This is a genomic window from Blautia sp. AF17-9LB, assembly GCF_003479185.1.
GTDB lineage: Bacteria > Bacillota > Clostridia > Lachnospirales > Lachnospiraceae > Fusicatenibacter > Fusicatenibacter saccharivorans.
The window spans coordinates 70,987-88,523 of the sequence record NZ_QUGU01000006.1; the positions used below are offsets into that span (position 1 = coordinate 70,987).

17 protein-coding genes are annotated in these 17,537 nt (G+C 48.1%); 2 read left to right on the forward strand and 15 right to left on the reverse strand.

All coding sequences use genetic code 11. The features are described from left to right. Positions 1 to 82: 82 nt before the first annotated feature. From DWX00_RS08000 to DWX00_RS08050, 10 genes are all read right to left on the reverse strand, one after another. Positions 83 to 1,117, reverse strand: a complete 1,035-nt coding sequence (locus tag DWX00_RS08000) for a LacI family DNA-binding transcriptional regulator (protein WP_055227979.1) — start codon at positions 1,115 to 1,117, stop codon at positions 83 to 85. A 98-nt stretch (positions 1,118 to 1,215) separates the two neighbouring features. Next, positions 1,216 to 2,697 carry a 4-alpha-glucanotransferase gene (malQ, locus tag DWX00_RS08005; RefSeq protein WP_118594995.1) on the reverse strand — a complete coding sequence of 494 codons (1,482 nt, stop codon included), beginning with the start codon at positions 2,695 to 2,697 and terminating at the stop codon, positions 1,216 to 1,218. A 439-nt stretch (positions 2,698 to 3,136) separates the two neighbouring features. Beyond that, on the reverse strand, positions 3,137 to 4,795 hold the full coding sequence (locus DWX00_RS08010; protein WP_118594997.1) for a sensor histidine kinase: 1,659 nt from the start codon (positions 4,793 to 4,795) through the stop codon (positions 3,137 to 3,139). Between the two features lie 9 nt (positions 4,796 to 4,804). Further along, the gene (locus tag DWX00_RS08015; RefSeq protein ID WP_022462258.1) at positions 4,805 to 5,476 is read right to left on the reverse strand and encodes a winged helix-turn-helix domain-containing protein; all 672 of its coding nucleotides are present in this window, start codon (positions 5,474 to 5,476) and stop codon (positions 4,805 to 4,807) included. A gap of 3 nt (positions 5,477 to 5,479) precedes the next feature. Continuing rightward, positions 5,480 to 6,124 carry a phosphate signaling complex protein PhoU gene (gene phoU, locus DWX00_RS08020; RefSeq protein WP_117804708.1) on the reverse strand — a complete coding sequence of 215 codons (645 nt, stop codon included), beginning with the start codon at positions 6,122 to 6,124 and terminating at the stop codon, positions 5,480 to 5,482. Between the two features lies 1 nt (position 6,125). Further along, a complete protein-coding gene (pstB, locus tag DWX00_RS08025) occupies positions 6,126 to 6,878 on the reverse strand; it encodes a phosphate ABC transporter ATP-binding protein PstB (RefSeq protein WP_118594999.1) in 753 nt (250 codons plus the stop codon). Between the two features lie 20 nt (positions 6,879 to 6,898). Then, positions 6,899 to 7,801, reverse strand: a complete 903-nt coding sequence (pstA, locus tag DWX00_RS08030; protein ID WP_330378100.1) for a phosphate ABC transporter permease PstA — start codon at positions 7,799 to 7,801, stop codon at positions 6,899 to 6,901. After that, positions 7,791 to 8,645, reverse strand: coding sequence for a phosphate ABC transporter permease subunit PstC (pstC, locus tag DWX00_RS08035; RefSeq protein WP_022462254.1), 855 nt, complete (start codon positions 8,643 to 8,645; stop codon positions 7,791 to 7,793). The genes pstA and pstC overlap by 11 nt, the downstream gene beginning before the upstream one ends. 188 nt (positions 8,646 to 8,833) lie before the next feature. After that, positions 8,834 to 9,790 carry a substrate-binding domain-containing protein gene (locus DWX00_RS08040; protein WP_118595001.1) on the reverse strand — a complete coding sequence of 319 codons (957 nt, stop codon included), beginning with the start codon at positions 9,788 to 9,790 and terminating at the stop codon, positions 8,834 to 8,836. Positions 9,791 to 10,180: 390 nt separating this feature from the next. Continuing rightward, complete coding sequence (locus tag DWX00_RS08050; RefSeq protein ID WP_238061242.1) at positions 10,181 to 11,317, reverse strand: aldo/keto reductase; 1,137 nt, start codon at positions 11,315 to 11,317, stop codon at positions 10,181 to 10,183. A gap of 358 nt (positions 11,318 to 11,675) precedes the next feature. On the opposite strand from DWX00_RS08050, the gene DWX00_RS08055 reads away from it, so the two are divergent. Continuing rightward, positions 11,676 to 12,764 carry an MFS transporter gene (locus DWX00_RS08055; RefSeq protein WP_118595003.1) on the forward strand — a complete coding sequence of 363 codons (1,089 nt, stop codon included), beginning with the start codon at positions 11,676 to 11,678 and terminating at the stop codon, positions 12,762 to 12,764. Positions 12,765 to 12,839: 75 nt separating this feature from the next. Here the strand turns inward: DWX00_RS08055 and DWX00_RS08060 are convergent, their stop codons facing one another. The 5 genes from DWX00_RS08060 to tsaE form a co-directional block, all read right to left on the reverse strand. After that, entirely contained in the window at positions 12,840 to 13,838 is a 999-nt protein-coding gene (locus DWX00_RS08060) for an alpha/beta fold hydrolase (RefSeq protein WP_118595005.1), read from the reverse strand. A 46-nt stretch (positions 13,839 to 13,884) separates the two neighbouring features. Next, positions 13,885 to 14,127, reverse strand: a complete 243-nt coding sequence (locus tag DWX00_RS08065) for a hypothetical protein (protein WP_022462249.1) — start codon at positions 14,125 to 14,127, stop codon at positions 13,885 to 13,887. Between the two features lie 168 nt (positions 14,128 to 14,295). Next, positions 14,296 to 14,751 (reverse strand): ribosomal protein S18-alanine N-acetyltransferase, encoded by a 456-nt coding sequence (gene rimI / locus DWX00_RS08070; protein WP_179962753.1) that lies wholly within the window; start codon positions 14,749 to 14,751, stop codon positions 14,296 to 14,298. Then, the gene (tsaB, locus tag DWX00_RS08075; protein ID WP_117509348.1) at positions 14,748 to 15,500 is read right to left on the reverse strand and encodes a tRNA (adenosine(37)-N6)-threonylcarbamoyltransferase complex dimerization subunit type 1 TsaB; all 753 of its coding nucleotides are present in this window, start codon (positions 15,498 to 15,500) and stop codon (positions 14,748 to 14,750) included. Before tsaB ends, rimI begins: the two co-directional genes overlap by 4 nt. A gap of 117 nt (positions 15,501 to 15,617) precedes the next feature. Further along, positions 15,618 to 16,037 carry a tRNA (adenosine(37)-N6)-threonylcarbamoyltransferase complex ATPase subunit type 1 TsaE gene (tsaE, locus tag DWX00_RS08080; RefSeq protein ID WP_022462246.1) on the reverse strand — a complete coding sequence of 140 codons (420 nt, stop codon included), beginning with the start codon at positions 16,035 to 16,037 and terminating at the stop codon, positions 15,618 to 15,620. Positions 16,038 to 16,282: 245 nt separating this feature from the next. Here tsaE and DWX00_RS08085 point away from each other — a divergent pair, with 245 nt between their 5' ends. Continuing rightward, the gene (locus DWX00_RS08085) at positions 16,283 to 17,491 is read left to right on the forward strand and encodes an aspartate kinase (RefSeq protein WP_117760673.1); all 1,209 of its coding nucleotides are present in this window, start codon (positions 16,283 to 16,285) and stop codon (positions 17,489 to 17,491) included. Positions 17,492 to 17,537 lie beyond the last annotated feature (46 nt).

The window sequence follows — 17,537 nt, forward strand, 5'->3', positions numbered from 1 at the left end:
TCGCAGTTCCATTCAAAGCTTTTCCCTGAATGGGACGGTTCACTTCTGAATCACTTTTGGGGGCAGCGAAACAGCAAATATTTTACTGCTGCGCGATCCGCGACTTTGTGGATTCCCTTACGACGAGTTCCCCATCGTATACTTTGCTGCAGGGTTCTTCTTTTCCTGAAATTAAGGAAAACAGCATCTTCGCCGTCTCTGCGGCAAGCTGCTCCACCGGCTGGCGGATCGTTGTGATACTGGGTATATAATACTCTCCCGCATCAATTCCGTCAAATCCGGCGACGGAAATGTCATCCGGCACGGTAAGCCCTGCCTCTTTTAAGGCACGGCACGCACCGATTGCCAGCGTATCCGCGGTGGCATACAGTGCGGAAAACTCCGTCTTTTTTTCCAGAATTTCTTTTGTTATCTTGTACCCTGTGGCGAAAGAGTACGTATCGTCCTTCGTCATATGAAATACCAGATCAGGGTCATAAGGTATCCCATGATCCAGTAAAGCCTGGCGGTACGCATTCAGACGGAGGCGTCCGATACTGATGTCGTCCTCGCAGGCGGTAATGATGGCAATGCGCCGGTGCCCAATGCTGCAGAGATAATCTACCATCTTGTAGCTTTCCCTGTAGTCATCGACCGATACGCTCGCGCACGGTTTTCCTCCGTCTGAAACCGCCCCGATTGTACTGATTACATACGGAACCGGGATCTGCGCCATTTTCTCATGCGGATGCGTAAAGTTTCCGCCCAGGAAAATGATGCCGCGCAGCCGTTTTTCTTTGACGATCTCGATCGCGGAGTCTACCTCATTTGCCTTTTCCTCTACTCGCTCAATAATGCAGGCGTATTTCTTTTTTCGCACAACCTCTTCAATCACACTGATCATGTTGTTGAAGAACATGTTGTCCATGCCTTTTACCAGAATGGCAATCGCTTTGGCATTCGACCGCTTCAGGTTTCTGGCACTGTTGTTCGGTACGTAATTCGATTCAGCAATCACCTTTAAAATCATCTCTTTTGTTTCCGGATTGATGTCCGGATGATTGTTCATCGCTCTCGATACGGTACTCACGCCTACCTTACATTTGCGGGCAATGTCCCTGATTGTTACCTGTTCCATATTCTGCAGGCCTCTCCTTTAAACTCTGTACCTGTTCTGCCGGAATCTCTTCCGGCTTGTTTTCCCGGCCTGTTTTGCTTTCTCTCCGGCGCGTATTTTTATTTTGCAATACGTGCTGTAATCTGTGTCAGCCGATGAATTCTCTTTGCCATTTCCGGTGTAAACTGTCCCGGAAGCAGGCGCCATTTCCAGTTATTTCCAAGTGTGGACGGATAGTTGATTCTTGCCTCCGTTCCAAGACCTAAAAATTCCTGCATCGGAGTGACAGCCAGATTTGCCACGCTCTCCATTGACATGCGAATGAAATCCCACGGGAGTTCCTCGTCGGTACTCTTTGCATTTCCCATATACTCTTTGGAGAATTCGCGGTCTTCCTCACTCATGACATAATACCATCCAAGAATGGTATCATTGTCGTGCGTTCCGGTGTAGACAACACAGTTTTTCTCGTAATTGTGTGGCAGATAATCGCTCTCCTCACGGGAGTCAAAAGCAAACTGCAGCACCTTCATACCCGGATAGCCGGATTCTTTCACCATTTCGATCACGCTCTCGGTAAGATATCCCAGGTCTTCTGCGATGACATCCACATCGCCGAGCTTTTCTTTGACGGTGTTGAATAGATCCATGCCCGGTCCTTTTTCCCAGTGGCCGCGCTCTGCCGTCTGATCACCGAATGGGATGGAATAATATTCATCAAATCCGCGGAAATGGTCGATGCGGACAGTATCGTACAGTTTAAACACGTGAGCCAGACGTAACAGCCACCATGCATAACCTGTGCTCTTATGGTAATCCCATCTGTATAACGGGTTGCCCCAGAGCTGTCCGGTTGCGGAGAACGCATCCGGCGGGCATCCGGCAACTGCTTTTGGCTGGTTGTCCTCATCAAACTGGAACAGAACCGGATTTGCCCAGGTGTCGGCGCTGTCAAATGCAACATAAATCGGAATATCACCGATAATACGGATACCCTTTTCATTTGCGTAAGCTTTCAGTGCTTTCCACTGTTTCAGGAACATAAACTGCTGGAATTTGTAAAATGCAATCTCCTCGGCAAGTTCTTCCCGTTTCTGATTCAGTGCTGCTTCTTCTCTGTCCTTTAATTCTGCCGGCCACTCACTCCAGCTGATTCCGCCGAGTGCATCCTTAATCGCCATATACAGCGCATAATCTTCCAGCCAGTAACCATTTTCCGATACAAATGCATCATATACGTCATCTGCCGCAAATCTTTCAAATGCTTTTCTGAGTACTTTGAAACGGGACAGATAAATCTTTTCGTAATCAATATACTCTGCATTGTCACCGAAATCGCACGCATCACACTCTTCTTCTGTCAGAAGTCCCTCTTTTACCAGGGTCTCCAGATCAATAAAATATGGATTTCCTGCAAAAGTAGAGAACGACTGGTACGGCGAATCTCCATATCCCGTCGGTCCAAGTGGAAGAATCTGCCAGTAGCTCTGGCCGGCCTCCTCCAGGCGATCCACAAATTCATATGCTTCTTTCGAAAAACATCCGATTCCATATCGGGACGGCAGCGAAGCTACCGGAAGTAAAATACCACTTGCTCTCATTTTTTAACCCTTTCTCCTTGTCGTTTTTTCTATCCATCCGACCCCACAAATACATAATTCCTGTTCACGGATACGCAGCAAATTTTAACTTATGCAACCCCTATAGCCAGCTCATTTTGTTTCGTAAAAACAGGGCTGTCGGTATCTCGTCTGTATTTCCGGAAACGGTGTCGGTAACGTTTCCGGAACTCGTTATATTTACAATACCATACTCTGCATCAAAAAACAACCCCCAACCCCCTTATCATATTTACCAAATATTGAATACTCTGTTTATTCAAAACAACGAATTTGCATTTTTGTAACGATGCAAAGCCATACATAAAAAGACAGCATGCGGGGACGGAACCGCTTTGGTCACTTAAAAATCATGAATTTTTCAAGCCTCCCATATAGGTTCTGTCCCCGCATGCTGTCTTTTGCGGTATCTGTTTTTCACTTAAAACTCCAGAATAATCTTTGTTCCGGTTCCAAGTGTACTCTCAATTTTAATCTTCGCATCATGAAGAATCGCTCCATGCTTCACAATGGAAAGTCCAAGTCCCGTACCTCCCGTTTCACGGGAATGACTCTTATCTACACGATAGAACCGTTCAAAGATCCGCTCCTGATCTTCCTTTGCAATTCCGATTCCGGTATCTGCCACAGATACCACTGCCCGTCCGTTTCTTCCGCGGGAAACCGTCACTTCGACCTCACCGTCCCTGCGGTTGTACTTGATCGCATTGTCGCAGAGATTGTAGATCATCTCATAAAGAACCTGCCGTGCACCTTTGATCCGGCAGCTCTCTCCTCTCAGTGTCATCTTCACCTGCTGCTCCTTTGCCCGTATGGAAAGATGTCCCTCGACATCACGGCAGATCTGCATCAGATCCACTTCCTCCATCGGGATTGACTGGTCGTTTTCGTCCAGTCTGGACAGCTTGATAATATCCTCGACAAGAGAGCTTAACCGGCTCGCCTCACTGTGGATTCTGCCCGCAAATTTGGGAATATCCTCCGGTTTTACCATGTTATTTTCGATGATCTCCGCATATCCGGAAATCGACATCAGCGGTGTTTTCAGCTCATGTGACACATTGGCAGAAAACTCACGGCGCATCACCTCGGCTTTCTGTTTTTCCGTCACATCCAGCACCAGGATGACCGCACCGGATACAACACGGTCCACACGCACCGGATTTGCAAGAAGCTGATAGACTCTTCCATTTATCTCCAGCATCCGTTCCTCGGAACTGCCCTCCAGCGCATGATCCAGTGCCTCCTTCAGCTGCTCGTTGCGGCTGACTGTTACGATATTGTGGTTGATGCATTCCTCTGCCGTCACATCAAACAGATTCTGTGCCGAACGGTTGATGGAAAGTACGACTGACTGGTTTGTCACGATCAGACCATCCTTCATATATTCCGTGATGGCAAGATACTCCTCCTGATTATGGCGGAGCTCCTCCATCTGCTGCTGGATCTGCTTCTGCTGCTGATGAATTCTTCCAAGCAGCGGACTCAATTCCTCATATGCTTTGTTGTCCAGCGGATGATTCAGATCAATCTCATTGATCGGCTTTACAAGCGCCTTTGTCATATGGCTGACCATCAGCAGCTCCACGACAAGGACTGCCGCAATCAGTACAACCACCAGCCATATATTCCGCAGCATCACACCGAACACACTGTCTGTCGTCAGGGAAACACGGATGATTTTTCCATTGTCCAGGCGCAATGCCGTATAATATGTTTTGCTCCGCAGGGTCTCGGAATAACGGGAAATATTGCTTTCCCCGGTCTTTTCCGCCTCAATCACCTCCGGCCGCCCGGAATGGTTTCCCATCATGTTCTCATCCTCGACCGAATCAAACAGAACGGTTCCGTCCGTGTCAATCAGGGTAACCCGGCTTGCCGTAATCTTGCCGGCCGGTTTATCCAGACTGTCATCACCCATCTTGTCCAGAAAATACCTGTAATACTCACATTCATTTCTCACCGAAACACGAAGCTGCTCCGCCGTATTGTTGTACATTGCCCAGCTCATGGTGAAAAAAGTCAGGATAATCGCAGCGATAATCAACGCTCCCGCATGTTGAAAGACTTTTTTACGCATCTTACTTTCTCAGCCTCCTATCCGGTATCCCACGCCGCGGACCGTCTCGATCAGCTCGCCGCATTCGCCCAGCTTCTGGCGGAGTGTACGCACATGAACGTCTACCGTACGGGTTTCTCCGTCAAAATCATAGCCCCAGACATGGCCGAGCAGACGGTCTCTCGTAAGGACAATTCCTTTATTTTCCATTAAAAATTTCAGCAGTTCAAACTCTTTTAAGGTCAGGGTAACCTTCTCCCCTTTGGCCAGAACCTGATGCTGTTTCACCTGGATCTGCAGATCCCCGGTCTCCAGCACATCGTTTTCCTTCTCTTCTTTTCCGGCGCGACGCAGCACGGCACGTACCCTTGCGATAAATTCCATCATACCAAACGGCTTGGTAATATAGTCATCTGCTCCGCAGTCCAGACCCATGACCTTATCATATTCAGCGCCCTTTGCCGTTACCATAATGACCGGAATTTCTTTTGTTACTTCCGATGCTTTGAGGCGTGAAAGAATTTCAAGCCCATCCTCTCCAGGAAGCATGATATCCAGAAGGATCAGGTCCGGAAGCTGTTCTGCAATAGCTGCATTCAGCTCTTTTCCGCTTTCCAGGCCTCTTGCGGTAAAACCGCTCGATTCCAGTGTGTATACGATCAGTTCCCGTATATTTCTTTCATCTTCCACGCAGTAGATCATCTGTTATTCCCCTTTATGGTGACCGTTAATGGAGTACACAACCCATTCCGCAATGTTTGTTGCATGGTCACCGATTCTTTCATAATATTTTGCAATCATCAGATAGTCCAGAGACTGGACATCTGTGGTAATTCCCTTTCGCATACCCTGCAGAATTTCATCCTTTACCTCATCAAAAAGATCATCCACGATATCATCGGAATCGATAACCTCCCGTGCAAGCTTCAGATCCTGCTTAACGTATGCATCGATGCATTTTGTTACCATAGAAGCTGTTGCTTTCGCCATATCCTTCAGACGGATGCTTGCATCCGGCACATCAAGACTCGTTACTTTTACGATATCCGCAATATCTGCTGCCTGGTCTCCGATCCGCTCCATATCGGTAATCATTTTTAATGCCGCAGATACCTGACGCAGATCACGTGCTACCGGCTGCTGCTGTAAAATGATGCGGAAGCAGAGATCCTCGATCTCCCGTTCTTTCGCATCGACAACCTGGTCTTTTTTGATAATCTCTTCTGCCGCTCTCTGGTTTCCCTCCAGCAGAACCTCATATGTCCGTCCGATTGCCTGCTCGCAGAGTGCGCCAAGCTCAATCAGCTCCGTGTGCAGAATTTCCATCTGCTGCTCAAATCTTTCCCTCATATCAGCCAAACCTCCCTGTAATGTAATCCTCTGTCCGTTTATCCTTCGGCATGGAGAAGATCTGTTCGGTCTCTCCGTATTCTACTATCTCTCCTAACAGGAAAAATGCGGTTTTGTCGGAAATTCTGGCTGCCTGCTGCATATTGTGGGTTACCATGACAATAGTATAATCTTTTTTCAATTCTACCGCAAGATCTTCGATTTTGGAAGTAGAAATCGGATCCAGTGCTGAGGTTGGTTCGTCCATCAGAAGAACCTCCGGCTGTACGGCAAGAGCACGCGCAATGCAAAGACGCTGCTGTTGTCCGCCGGACATGCCAAGTGCGCTTTTCTTCAAACGGTCCTTCACCTCATCCCAGATTACCGCCTGTCGAAGAGACTGCTCCACAATATCATCCAGCTTCGCTTTGGAACGGACACCATGGGTTCTGGGGCCATAGGCAATGTTGTCGTAAATGCTCATCGGGAACGGATTTGGTTTCTGGAATACCATGCCGACCCGTTTTCGGAGTCCGTTGACATCCATTTTTCCGCCGTAGATGTTTTCTCCGTCCAACAGCATTTCACCGGTGATCCGGCAGCCCGGAACGAGATCATTCATTCTGTTGATGGATTTTAACAGGGTCGATTTACCACAGCCGGAAGGTCCGATAAAAGCCGTCACTTCATTGGCATCAATGCTCAAGTTGATATTTTTTAATGCATGAAAGTCTCCGTAATAAAGATCCATATTGGATACATCTATTTTGCTCATGTTTTTTCCTCGTCTCTCTTTTATTTCTTTGCAATTTTCTTCGCAATCATTCCAGAACAGCCGTTGATCAGAAGGACAATCAGCATCAGGATGACGCCGGTTGCATACATCTGATTCATATAGAGGCCTTCACTGGAAAGTGCATACATATGAACGGCAAGGGTACGGCCGGAATCCATAAGGCCTGCCACCTTTGCAATCGTTCCTGCTGTGAAAAGAAGCGCTGCCGTCTCTCCTACGACACGGCCTGTCGCAAGAATGACACCGGAAAGAATGCCGGGTACGGCAGATGGAAGAACAATTTTAAAAATCGTACGAAGCTTTCCGGCTCCCAGTCCAAAGCTTGCTTCCCGATAGGAATCCGGAACCGATTTTAAGGCTTCTTCTGCTGTTCGCATAATCAGCGGAAGAATCATGATGGCAAGGGTACAGGCACCAGACATCATCGAGTATCCCATTTTCAGGGTTTTCGTAAAAAACAGCATACCGAACAAACCGTAAACGATCGACGGAATACCTGAAAGGGTCTCTGCCGTAATCCGGATCAGGCCAACCAGTTTTCCGCGTTTATTGGCATATTCAACCAGATAAATCGCCGAGAAAATACCGAGGGGCGCAGCAAGCAGCAGGGAAAGTACTGTCATCGTAACAGTGTTGATGATCGCCGGAAGCATCGTAACATTCTCTGTATTATAGGTCCATGCAAACTGCTCCAGTGTCAGGTTTTTCACACCGTGGATCAGAATAAATCCAACCAGAAAAACCAGAATAGCAAGTGCAAGAATGGCCGCTCCACAGGTAATTCCGGTCAGTACCGAAGAAAAAACACTTTTGTGATACGTAACCTTTGTTCTTTCTTTTTCTTTTGTATTTATTTTTACAGCTTCCATTGTATTTACAGCTCCATTTCCTTTAATCACCATAATGTACCCTCCGGTTCAGCATAGACACCGATAAATTGATCAGCAGGATAAAGACAAACAGCACAACACCCGTTGCAATCAGCGCTTCCCGGTGAAGTCCAGATGCATATCCCATCTCCAGTACAATATTGGCTGTCATGGTACGAAGGCCTTCTGTGATTCCTTTTGGCATACGAGGCTGGTTTCCGGCAATCATAATCACTGCCATCGTCTCTCCGATGGCACGTCCGATGCCAAGCACGATACCTGCCAGGATTCCGGATTTTGCCGCCGGGACAACTGCAAAGAAAACGCTCTGGGAATGCGTGGCACCAAGGCCAAGGCTTGCTTCATAGTAGGATTCCGGAACGCTTGTAATGGCGGATTCTGTTACACCGACCACGGTCGGAAGAATCATAACGGCCAGAAGAATAGATGCCGTCAGCATTGTGTTTCCGTTTTTGCCTGTCAGCTGTGCCATCAACGGGACGATCACAACCAGTCCGAAAAATCCATATACGATAGACGGAATACCGGCCATCAGGTTAATACCTGATTTGCAGATGCCGTAAAACTTTTTCGGACAGTAACGGGAAAGAAACACCGAAGTAAGAATGGCAACCGGCACACCCATCAGGATTGCAAGGCCGGTCACGCAGATACTGCCGACAATCATCGGCAGGATACCGAAAATGTTGTTTCCCGGTTTCCACACGGTACCGGTCAAAAATTTCAGCGGTCCGATTTTAAAAATGGCAGGAACGCCATTCATGAACAGGAAAATGCAGATCAGTGCAACAGCCAGTACGGAGCAGCATGCCGCAATCAGGAATACAAGTTTCATGATCGTTTCTCTTAGTTTCATAAGATAAATCCTTTCCTTTCATTGTTTCGCGGAGCGTGTTTGAAAAAGACTTTCGTTTTTTCTTACGAACTGCTTTTTCAAGCACGTTCCGAAAGACAGCTTCTTTTTCTGAACATTTTCGGATACGGAAGTAAGAGCGATTTTCCATTGTTCGCCCTTACTTCTTTTTCCATTGCTTTATACATTCTTTATTTTACATCTGCCCAGTCGGTTGTGTCGCCAACATAGATGCTCTTTACCTGATCGCTGGTCAGCCCGTCGGTCGGGTTCTCTTTGTTTACAATGACAGCAATACCGTCGGTTGCGATTACGGTTGCGGTAAGCCCTGAGGATTTCTCCTCATCCTTTAAGTCACGGGATGCCATACCGATGTCGCAGAGACCGTCGCTTGCGGAAGTGATACCTGTTGTGGAATCGCTCTGCTGTACTTCGATGTTAGCGTTTGAATTTACTTTTGTATAAGCCTCTTTTAATTTTTCCATCAGTGGTGTTACAGAGGAAGATCCTGCTACCACAACCTTTTCACCGCTGCAGTTTCCTTCGTAGGCTTTGGTATCTTTGATTGCAATATATCCGTCATCTGAAACAACCTGCTGTCCGTCGGTGCTTAAGATGTAGTCCATGAAATCCTGCGCATCTGCGGAAAGACCGTCTTTTGTTACAATGTTGAACGGACGGCTTACTTTATAGGAACCGTTTTCTACGTTCTCTGCGCTTGCCTCTGCTCCGTCGATTTTCAGTGCTTTGACTTCATCATTTAAGGATCCAAGAGAGATATAACCGATTGCGTACTGGTTACCTGCCACTGTGCTCATCATAACGGAAGTATTGTTGGTGATCTGTGCATCAACGGTGGTGTTGTCTACTTTCTCACCTGCATCGTTTTTCTCTTCTACACCGAACAGCTCGATGAATGCACCTCTGGTACCAGAACCATCCTCACGGGAGATCACGCTGATCTGTCCGGAGAAATCTCCGCCTGCTGCGGTGCTGTCACCGTCTGTGCTGCCATCTGTCTCTGCTGCAGAAGCCTCTTTTGTAGTGTCTGCTGTGGAAGAACTGCTGCTGTCGCTGCTTCCACATCCTGCAAACATTCCTGCAGCCATCATTGCGGTTAAGGTGATTGCAATTACTTTTCTCTTCATAATATTCTTTTCTCCTCTTTTCACACGGGATTTTTGTGATTTCTATTTTGTAAAATCGCAATCCCGACGTTTTTTACATTTCGTTTTTACAGGTTTCATCATAACAACGGCGTGTAAAATGCAAAATCTCAGAGATGTTAAGTTTATGTAAAACATGAGTTTTTTCTTTTTTACATTCCATTTTTCCGGTCGTAAACCGCTCCGTCACATCTCTCGCAAGTGGCACATTTTTTCCGCGCAGTGCAATCCTGCCCAAAGGATCTTTTTCTCCGCAGGAAATTCCAACAAGATTTCCCATAGAAAAAAAGGCTCCCCGGAATACTCTTTTTTCAGAGTATTCCGGGGAGCCTTTTTCTAAAGCATATGCAAAAGCGGATATTCGCAATCCTCTTATTCCGTCACCGGCACGTCAAGCTTTTCGGACGCTTCTTTTAACAGGTCAATGATCGGCAGATGCTGCGGGCATACACTCTCACACTGACCGCACTGCACGCAGTCTTCTGCTTTTCCCGATGTTTCCAGCAGCTTTTTATAATAATTTTTCGCGCGGTCTTCTTCTCCATACAGGCGGATGGTATTCAATGCCTTGAACACATCCGGAATCGCGATTCCCATCGGACATCCGTCGCAGCAGTAACGACAGGCGGTACATGGAACCGCCGGACTCTTTTTCAGCGCTTCCTGTGCTTTGGCGATCACTGCTTTTTCTTCCTCGTTTAACGGTACAAAATTTCGGAAGGTTTTGATATTATCCTCCATCTGTTCCTCGTTTGACATACCGGAGAGCACGGTTGCAACACCCGGGAGGGAAGCCGCAAAGCGGAGTGCCCAGGACGCAATCGATGCATCCGGATGAACACGTTTCATCTCTGCTTCAATCTCTTTGCCTGCTGATGCAAGGGAACCGCCCTTTACCGGCTCCATAACAAGGAACGGCATATCGTATTTCCGAAGCACCTCATACAGACGTCCGGACTGGATCAGCGGATTGTCCCAGTCAGCATAGTTCATCTGGATCTGGACAATTTCAACCTCCGGATGCTCGGAGAGAATCTTGTCAAGCAGCTCCGGCGTTCCGTGGAAGGAGAAACCAAAGTGTTTGATCAGTCCCTCTTCTTTTTTCTTCTTGGCCCAGTTAAAACAGTCGTATTTCACATAGCCGTCATAGTTTGCGCCGTCCTCGACACTGTGCAGCAGGTAATAATCAAAGTAGCCTGCTCCGGTGCGCGCGAGCTGATCATTGAAAATGCGGTCACGCCCCTCAATGCCCTCGTCCATCATCCACTGCGGAAGTTTGGTTGTCAGAGTAAAGCTTTCTCTCGGATGACGCTCTACCAGCGCTTTTTTCACGATGCTCTCCGATTTTCCGCCGCAGTACATATAGGCGGTGTCAAAATAGTTCATTCCGGAGGCAAGGTACGCATCGACCATTTTACAGATCTGCTCCAAATCCAGTTCTCCGTCCTTCTCCGGAAGGCGCATCATGCCAAATCCTAATTTCGGCATTTTTGTTACATCTACACTCATGTTAAAATATCCCCTTTCTTTTCCGCAGAAAACCTTCGTTTCCTCAGTATTGTTGAAAAAATTGTAGCATTAAAGTATACTTGAAAGTCAATAGTTTTTTTTATTTTTGTCAAAATTTTTCTTTGACTTTTTCCGTTTCCGGTGGTATTCTGATAAAAAATTATGATTACAAAAGGAGTAGCACTATGATCTGGAAAAACCAGTTTCTTCACCTCACAAATGGCGATGTTTCAGCTGTTTATGGGGATAGTGCGCTCTTTTTTAAGTAAACTTCACATCTTGTATTCTTAAAATCACACAGAAAATGCACGTATCTCCCCATCAGAATTTTACTATATTTTGACAAGGAGATTTTTTTATGTCTGAGAAAAATACCAGAAAACAAATACGAACTTTATATCTTATGACCACGGTCGGCTATTTTCAGATTGCGGCGGCTTCGTGGGTTGCACTGCTCGCACTCCGTGGATTTTCGCTGCTGCAGATCGGGATGCTCGAAAGTATTTTCCATATCGTGAGCCTCTGCTTTGAACTCCCCTCCGGCGTTGTCGCCGATGTTTTCGGGCGACGGAAAACGCTGATTGCAAGCCAGATGACCTCCCTGATTTCCAGTACGCTGATGATTTTTTCCACCGGCTTTGCTACAACGGCGCTTGCGCTTGGATGCAGTGCGCTCAGCTATAACCTTGCATCCGGCACACGGGAGGCACTTGCGTATGACAGTCTGAAGCAGAACGGGGACGAATGGTTTTATGCCCGTTTTTCTTCTACCGAAATGATGCTGTACCGTATCACCAATTCCACCGCAACGCTCTGCGCAGGCCTTGCCCTGTGGCTGGGATACCGGCGCGCGTATGCGATTGATCTCTTCTTCGGGCTGATTGCGCTTGGCATTTCATTCCGCCTTGCGGAAGTAAAAACGGACGCAACACCAGTTCATTATCCTGTTGGACAGGAAATCGTTTCGGTTGTGCAGGAAAGCTGGCAGTTTCTTGTCCGTGAGAAAAAAGCAAGAAATATTATGCTGGTGAACGCACTCATCGGTGCCGTTTCTACGCTGGTTCTCTTCTTTTTACAGGCGAAGCTGCCACTCACCGGCATGAACAGCGCGCTGCTTGGCCCTGCCCTCTTCGTGATGGGACTCGGCGCGGCACTGGGATCGCGGATGACGGTATACTTTCACAAATACCGCTACCGCGCGATTCTGCTGTTTGGCACGATCGGTGTACTTTTCGCCTTTCTTATGAGCTTTACCGGACTGCCGGCCCTTATGGTCTTCGGCGGATTTATCGGATCCTTTTCCGATGATTTTCTTGAAGTCCGGACCGATATTCTGCTCAATGACATGATCCCGTCCAGGCAGCGGGCAACGCTGATGTCGGTGAACTCGTTTGTCTTTTCTATGATTATGATCGTCCTTTCCACCGTATTTGGATGGATCATGTGATCGTCAAAAATTTACTTACATTGAAAAAAACGCTCATCAGTTTTTTTGCTGATGAGCGTTTTTTTCAAAAAATGATCAAACACCGCCGCTCCCTGCCAGAGCGCCGTCCGGGGTCTGCGGGGGTGTGCTTCCCCCCTCCACATTCCCCACCACTTTTTCTTTCTTCAACCACTTCCAGACATCGCCATATACGCGGTACTTCTCTTTCTCGTTCAGTATTTCATGCCGCATTCCCGGATACAGCTTTCCTCTGACATTGCGGTACCCGATCAGCCGCATATGGTCAATGGATTTTTTAAAGCGCCGCACATTCACATAACACGGATCATCCCCGCCGGACAAAAACAGCACCGGTAGCTTCCGGTTTGTGCAATGCCATCCATGGAATCCATACGTCTCCTTCAGCAGGTCATTCAGCGCAAAAAAAGCATCATCCGAAAACGTAAAGCCACAGAGTGGGTTTTCTTCATACTCCCGCACCACCTCCGGGTCCGAACAGCACCAGGCGAACCGGCTCTTCTCATCCGCAAACCGCGCCGCAAACGATCCAAACGACATCGCCTCCAGAAGATTGCTCCGATGCTCATCCCCGAGCACCGCCGCTTCTGCGTGTCCTACAGCCGCACCCAGCGGCCGCAGATAATTCTTGCTCGGTGAACCGCACACAATCAACGCATCCAGCTCCCTATCATGTTCCTTCGCATACGTGCGCACAACCAGGGATCCCATACTGTGTCCCATCAGAATAAACGGCAGATCCGGGTACTCTTTTTTTGCCCATACCGTAACCTGAAACAGATCCTCCACAAGCCCTGCGCCGCCTGCGCCGTACATAAATCCGAGATCCTGCTCCGACTTCACACTCTTTCCGTGCCCGCGGTGATCATGAATCACACACACTACACCGTGTTCCGCCATAAACTCCATAAACGGCAGATACCGCTCCTTGTATTCGCTCATTCCATGGCTGAGCTGCAGAAGCGCCGTCCGCTGTACGCCCTCCTCCGGCTCCACCACAAGCCCGTCAAGCATCAGTCCATCCACCTTCGACTGAATCGTAAAACCTCTTTGCATTGCACCTTCCCCTTTCTTCCAGAACGATGCCGAACTGCCCGAAATTCTAAACCTCCGTGTCCTCCGAAATTTCCGGCGGAACCGCAAACGACAATGTAATCCGATCGTAGCACTCCTCGCACAGATCAAACTCATGCTTTTCCAGGTCCTTCCCGGAAAAGTACCCCCACGTCGTGTCGACCGAGCAGATCCCCTCCAGCAGCATTCCATTCTGTATTTTCATGCTTTTTCCGCAGCAGTTACACACCGCCGCTTCCAGCTCATTTGTGTTTTTGTTGTATTTCCGCATTTTTCTTCCTCCCGTGTATCAAAAAACGTTTCTTTCTTCGTTCCTGACACAAAACAGAAATCAGATTCTCCTGTGTCCTGTCGATTGTAACACATCTTTCCCGCCATTCCTACTGGGAATGAAAGGAAAGTCCTGTGCGTTAAATGCGTATACAATAACGATTTCTCTCTACCTCTTCGGAACCGATTCATCCGTCCGGCTCATCAGCACTGCGTCCTCCTTCGGGAGATCGTAGTACCCCTTCCTGAGGCCGTCCTGCACAAAACCAAGACTCTCATACAGATTCCGCGCCGGCGTATTGCCGATGCGCACATCCAGATGAATCACGCGCACCTTTCTCTCCTGCATCCGATGGAACAGCTCTTCCATCAGTGCACGGCCGATGCCGCGTCTTCTCGCTTTTTCTGCCACGCAGACATTTGTGATCTCACTTTCATCAAAGGAAATCAGGATTCCGAGATATCCTAAAATTTCACCGTCCTCCTCTGCTACAAGAAACAGTGCGTCGTCACGGATCAGAAATGTAAAAAATCCGGTTTCTGTCCACGGAATCGAAAAGTTGGCCTCCTCAATCGGCATCACCTGCTCCAGATCATCGATCTGCATTTCACGGATTGTGATCATTCGCTTTTTTCTCCGTTCTCCTGTTTTTTCACCACATCGGCATGCTTCACAGATTCCCGCTCCGCTCTTTCACGCTCCGCCTGCGATTTTCTCAGGTATTCCGGCTCGTGCTCTTCTGCCGTCTGAATCTTACCTTCTTTGTAATAAACCTCAGCCAGTGCTCCGACGGCTGCCGCTCTCTGGCGGTTGACGTGTGCCGGTGCAAAGGAAAACGGAATCGTCAGCAGTGCCTCTAATTTTTCCCGGTAAACCGCAACGCCGTCCCCGAGGAAAATCACTTCGTGGTCGAGGCAGTTCAGTCCCTCCGCCAGTGCCTCAATGCTCATCGTATCCTGTTCCCAGACCGTATCGAGACGATGATCCGTGTAGCAGTAAACTCCGGTATAGACCTGGTTTCTTCTCGCATCCATGATCGGGCAGACAAATTTGTCAGTATCCCAGATATTGTACGCGATTGCCGCCGTCGTTGGAATGGAAATCAGTGGTTTTTCAAGTGCCAGACCAAGTCCCTTGGCTGTTGCAGAACCGATGCGAAGACCGGTAAACGAGCCCGGACCTCCGGCAACTGCAATCGCATCGATCGTCGAAAGATCCAGCTCTGTCATGTTCGAGATTTCATCCAGCATCGGAAGCAGAGTCTGGGAATGTGTTTTTTTATAATTTACGGTGTATTCCGCAAGCAGTGTGTCATTTTCAACAACAGCCACCGAAGCCACCAGGCCGGAGCTGTCCAGTGCAAGTATTTTCATAATTTTTTGTTTCCTTTCCGATATTTCCTTCCTGTGCAACTCATTTTGGCAGTCTGCCGGAAACAGGAATCTTTACGATTTCCTTTTGTTTTTCCACCACATTCAGGATTTTTTCTTTTATTCCACCGTAATTTTCCGGTAATCAAACCCTTTTTCGAGGTCTTTTTCTATCGTAATCGAAATCGCACCCTCCGGGATCAGCTCTTCAATCAGTTCTGCCCATTCGATCAGGCAGACACCCTCACCGAAAAAGTAATCATCGTATCCGATTTCTTCCATTTCTTCTATATCACCGATCCGGTAAACATCGAAATGATAAAATGGCAGGCGCCCTTCGGTATATTCCTGAATAATGGTAAATGTAGGACTGTTGACTGCCTCTGTGATGCCAAGTCCTTTTGCAAAGCCCTGCGTCAGAACGGTTTTTCCAACACCAAGGTCTCCGTTTAATGTATAAATCTGGCCAGGCTTCGCCGCTTTTCCCAGCTTTTCGCCAAGGGCAAGCGTCTCCGACGCAGAATTTGTTTCTATGATCATATGCTTTCTTCTCCTCTTTTTCTGCCTATCATTTTAACACAAACAAAAAGGTAATACAACCGCAGAACGAAACCGCTTTTCCTTGTGCTTTTCCTTGCTTTTTCTATCTGTTTTCGCTATACTATGTATCAGAGTTTCGCGGCCCAAAAACGTCCCACTCCTGTTTTTTCGGCCCGGAAAACGCGGTAAAACACGCTCTGCGCTTTTGTCCGCGTAAATCAAAAAGGAAAGAGATCAAAACTGTTATGCTGACTGTAATGAAATTTGGCGGAAGCTCCGTCGCAGATCTTGCGCACATCCGCAATGTAGCACAGCGCTGCATCGAAAAACAGCAGGCCGGAAGCCAGGTCGTTGTCGTTCTCTCCGCGATGGGAAAAACGACGGACGGACTGATTGCAACCGCAAAACAGATTACGGAAAAACCGTCCCGCCGCGAGATGGATATGCTTCTTGCCACCGGTGAACAGGTTTCCGTTTCCCTGATGGCCATAACCATGATTCAGATGGGCGTCAGTGCTGTTTCTTTAAATGCCTGGCAGGTACCGATGCACACGACCTCCGATTATCAGAACGCGCGCTTCAAACGGATCGACACCGAGCGCATCCGTAAAGAGCTGGACGACAACAAAATTGTCATTGTCACCGGCTTCCAGGGGATCAACAAATACGATGATATCACAACGCTCGGACGCGGCGGCTCCGATACGACTGCGGTTGCCCTCGCTGCAGAGCTGCACGCGGATGTCTGTGAAATCTACACGGATGTAGACGGCGTCTACACCGCAGATCCGCGGATTGTACCGAATGCGCGCAAAATGGAAGAGGTAACTTACGATGAAATGCTGGAGATGGCTTCGCTCGGCGCAAAAGTCCTTCACAGCAGATGCGTGGAAATCGCAAAAAAATACGGCGTGGAACTTCTGGTCTGCTCCAGTCTGAACCGAAATTCCGGAACGATGGTAAGGGAGAAAACCAAAATGGAAAAAATGTTAATCAGCGGCGTGGCTGCCGACAAAAATGTGGCAAAAATCCGTGTTGCAGGCCTTGGCAACGATCCAGAGAGCACGTTCCGCCTCTTAAATTTACTGGATCGGAACAATCTGAACATCGATGTCATGATCCAGTCACTCGGAAAGGACGGCACAAAGTCCGTTTCCTTTACCGTTGCAAAGCCGGATATGCTGCGCACGATCGATGTGCTGAACGACAACAAGGATTTGCTCGGCATCAAAAAGCTGGATTATGATGAGAACGTGGCAAAGATTTCCGTCATCGGAGCCGGTGTCCGCTCCCATTCGGGCGTGGCTGCCAAAATGTTCGGCGCGCTCGCCAATGCAGGAATCAATACCGAGATGGTTACCACCTCAGAAATCCGCATCACTGCCCTGATCGACGAAGCATACGCAGATCAGGCAATGCGTGCGATCCATGAGACATTCCTGGAGCGTGTCTGAAAAAGGGGGTTGACCCCTTTGATACCAGATTGCTACGTGCTTTGCA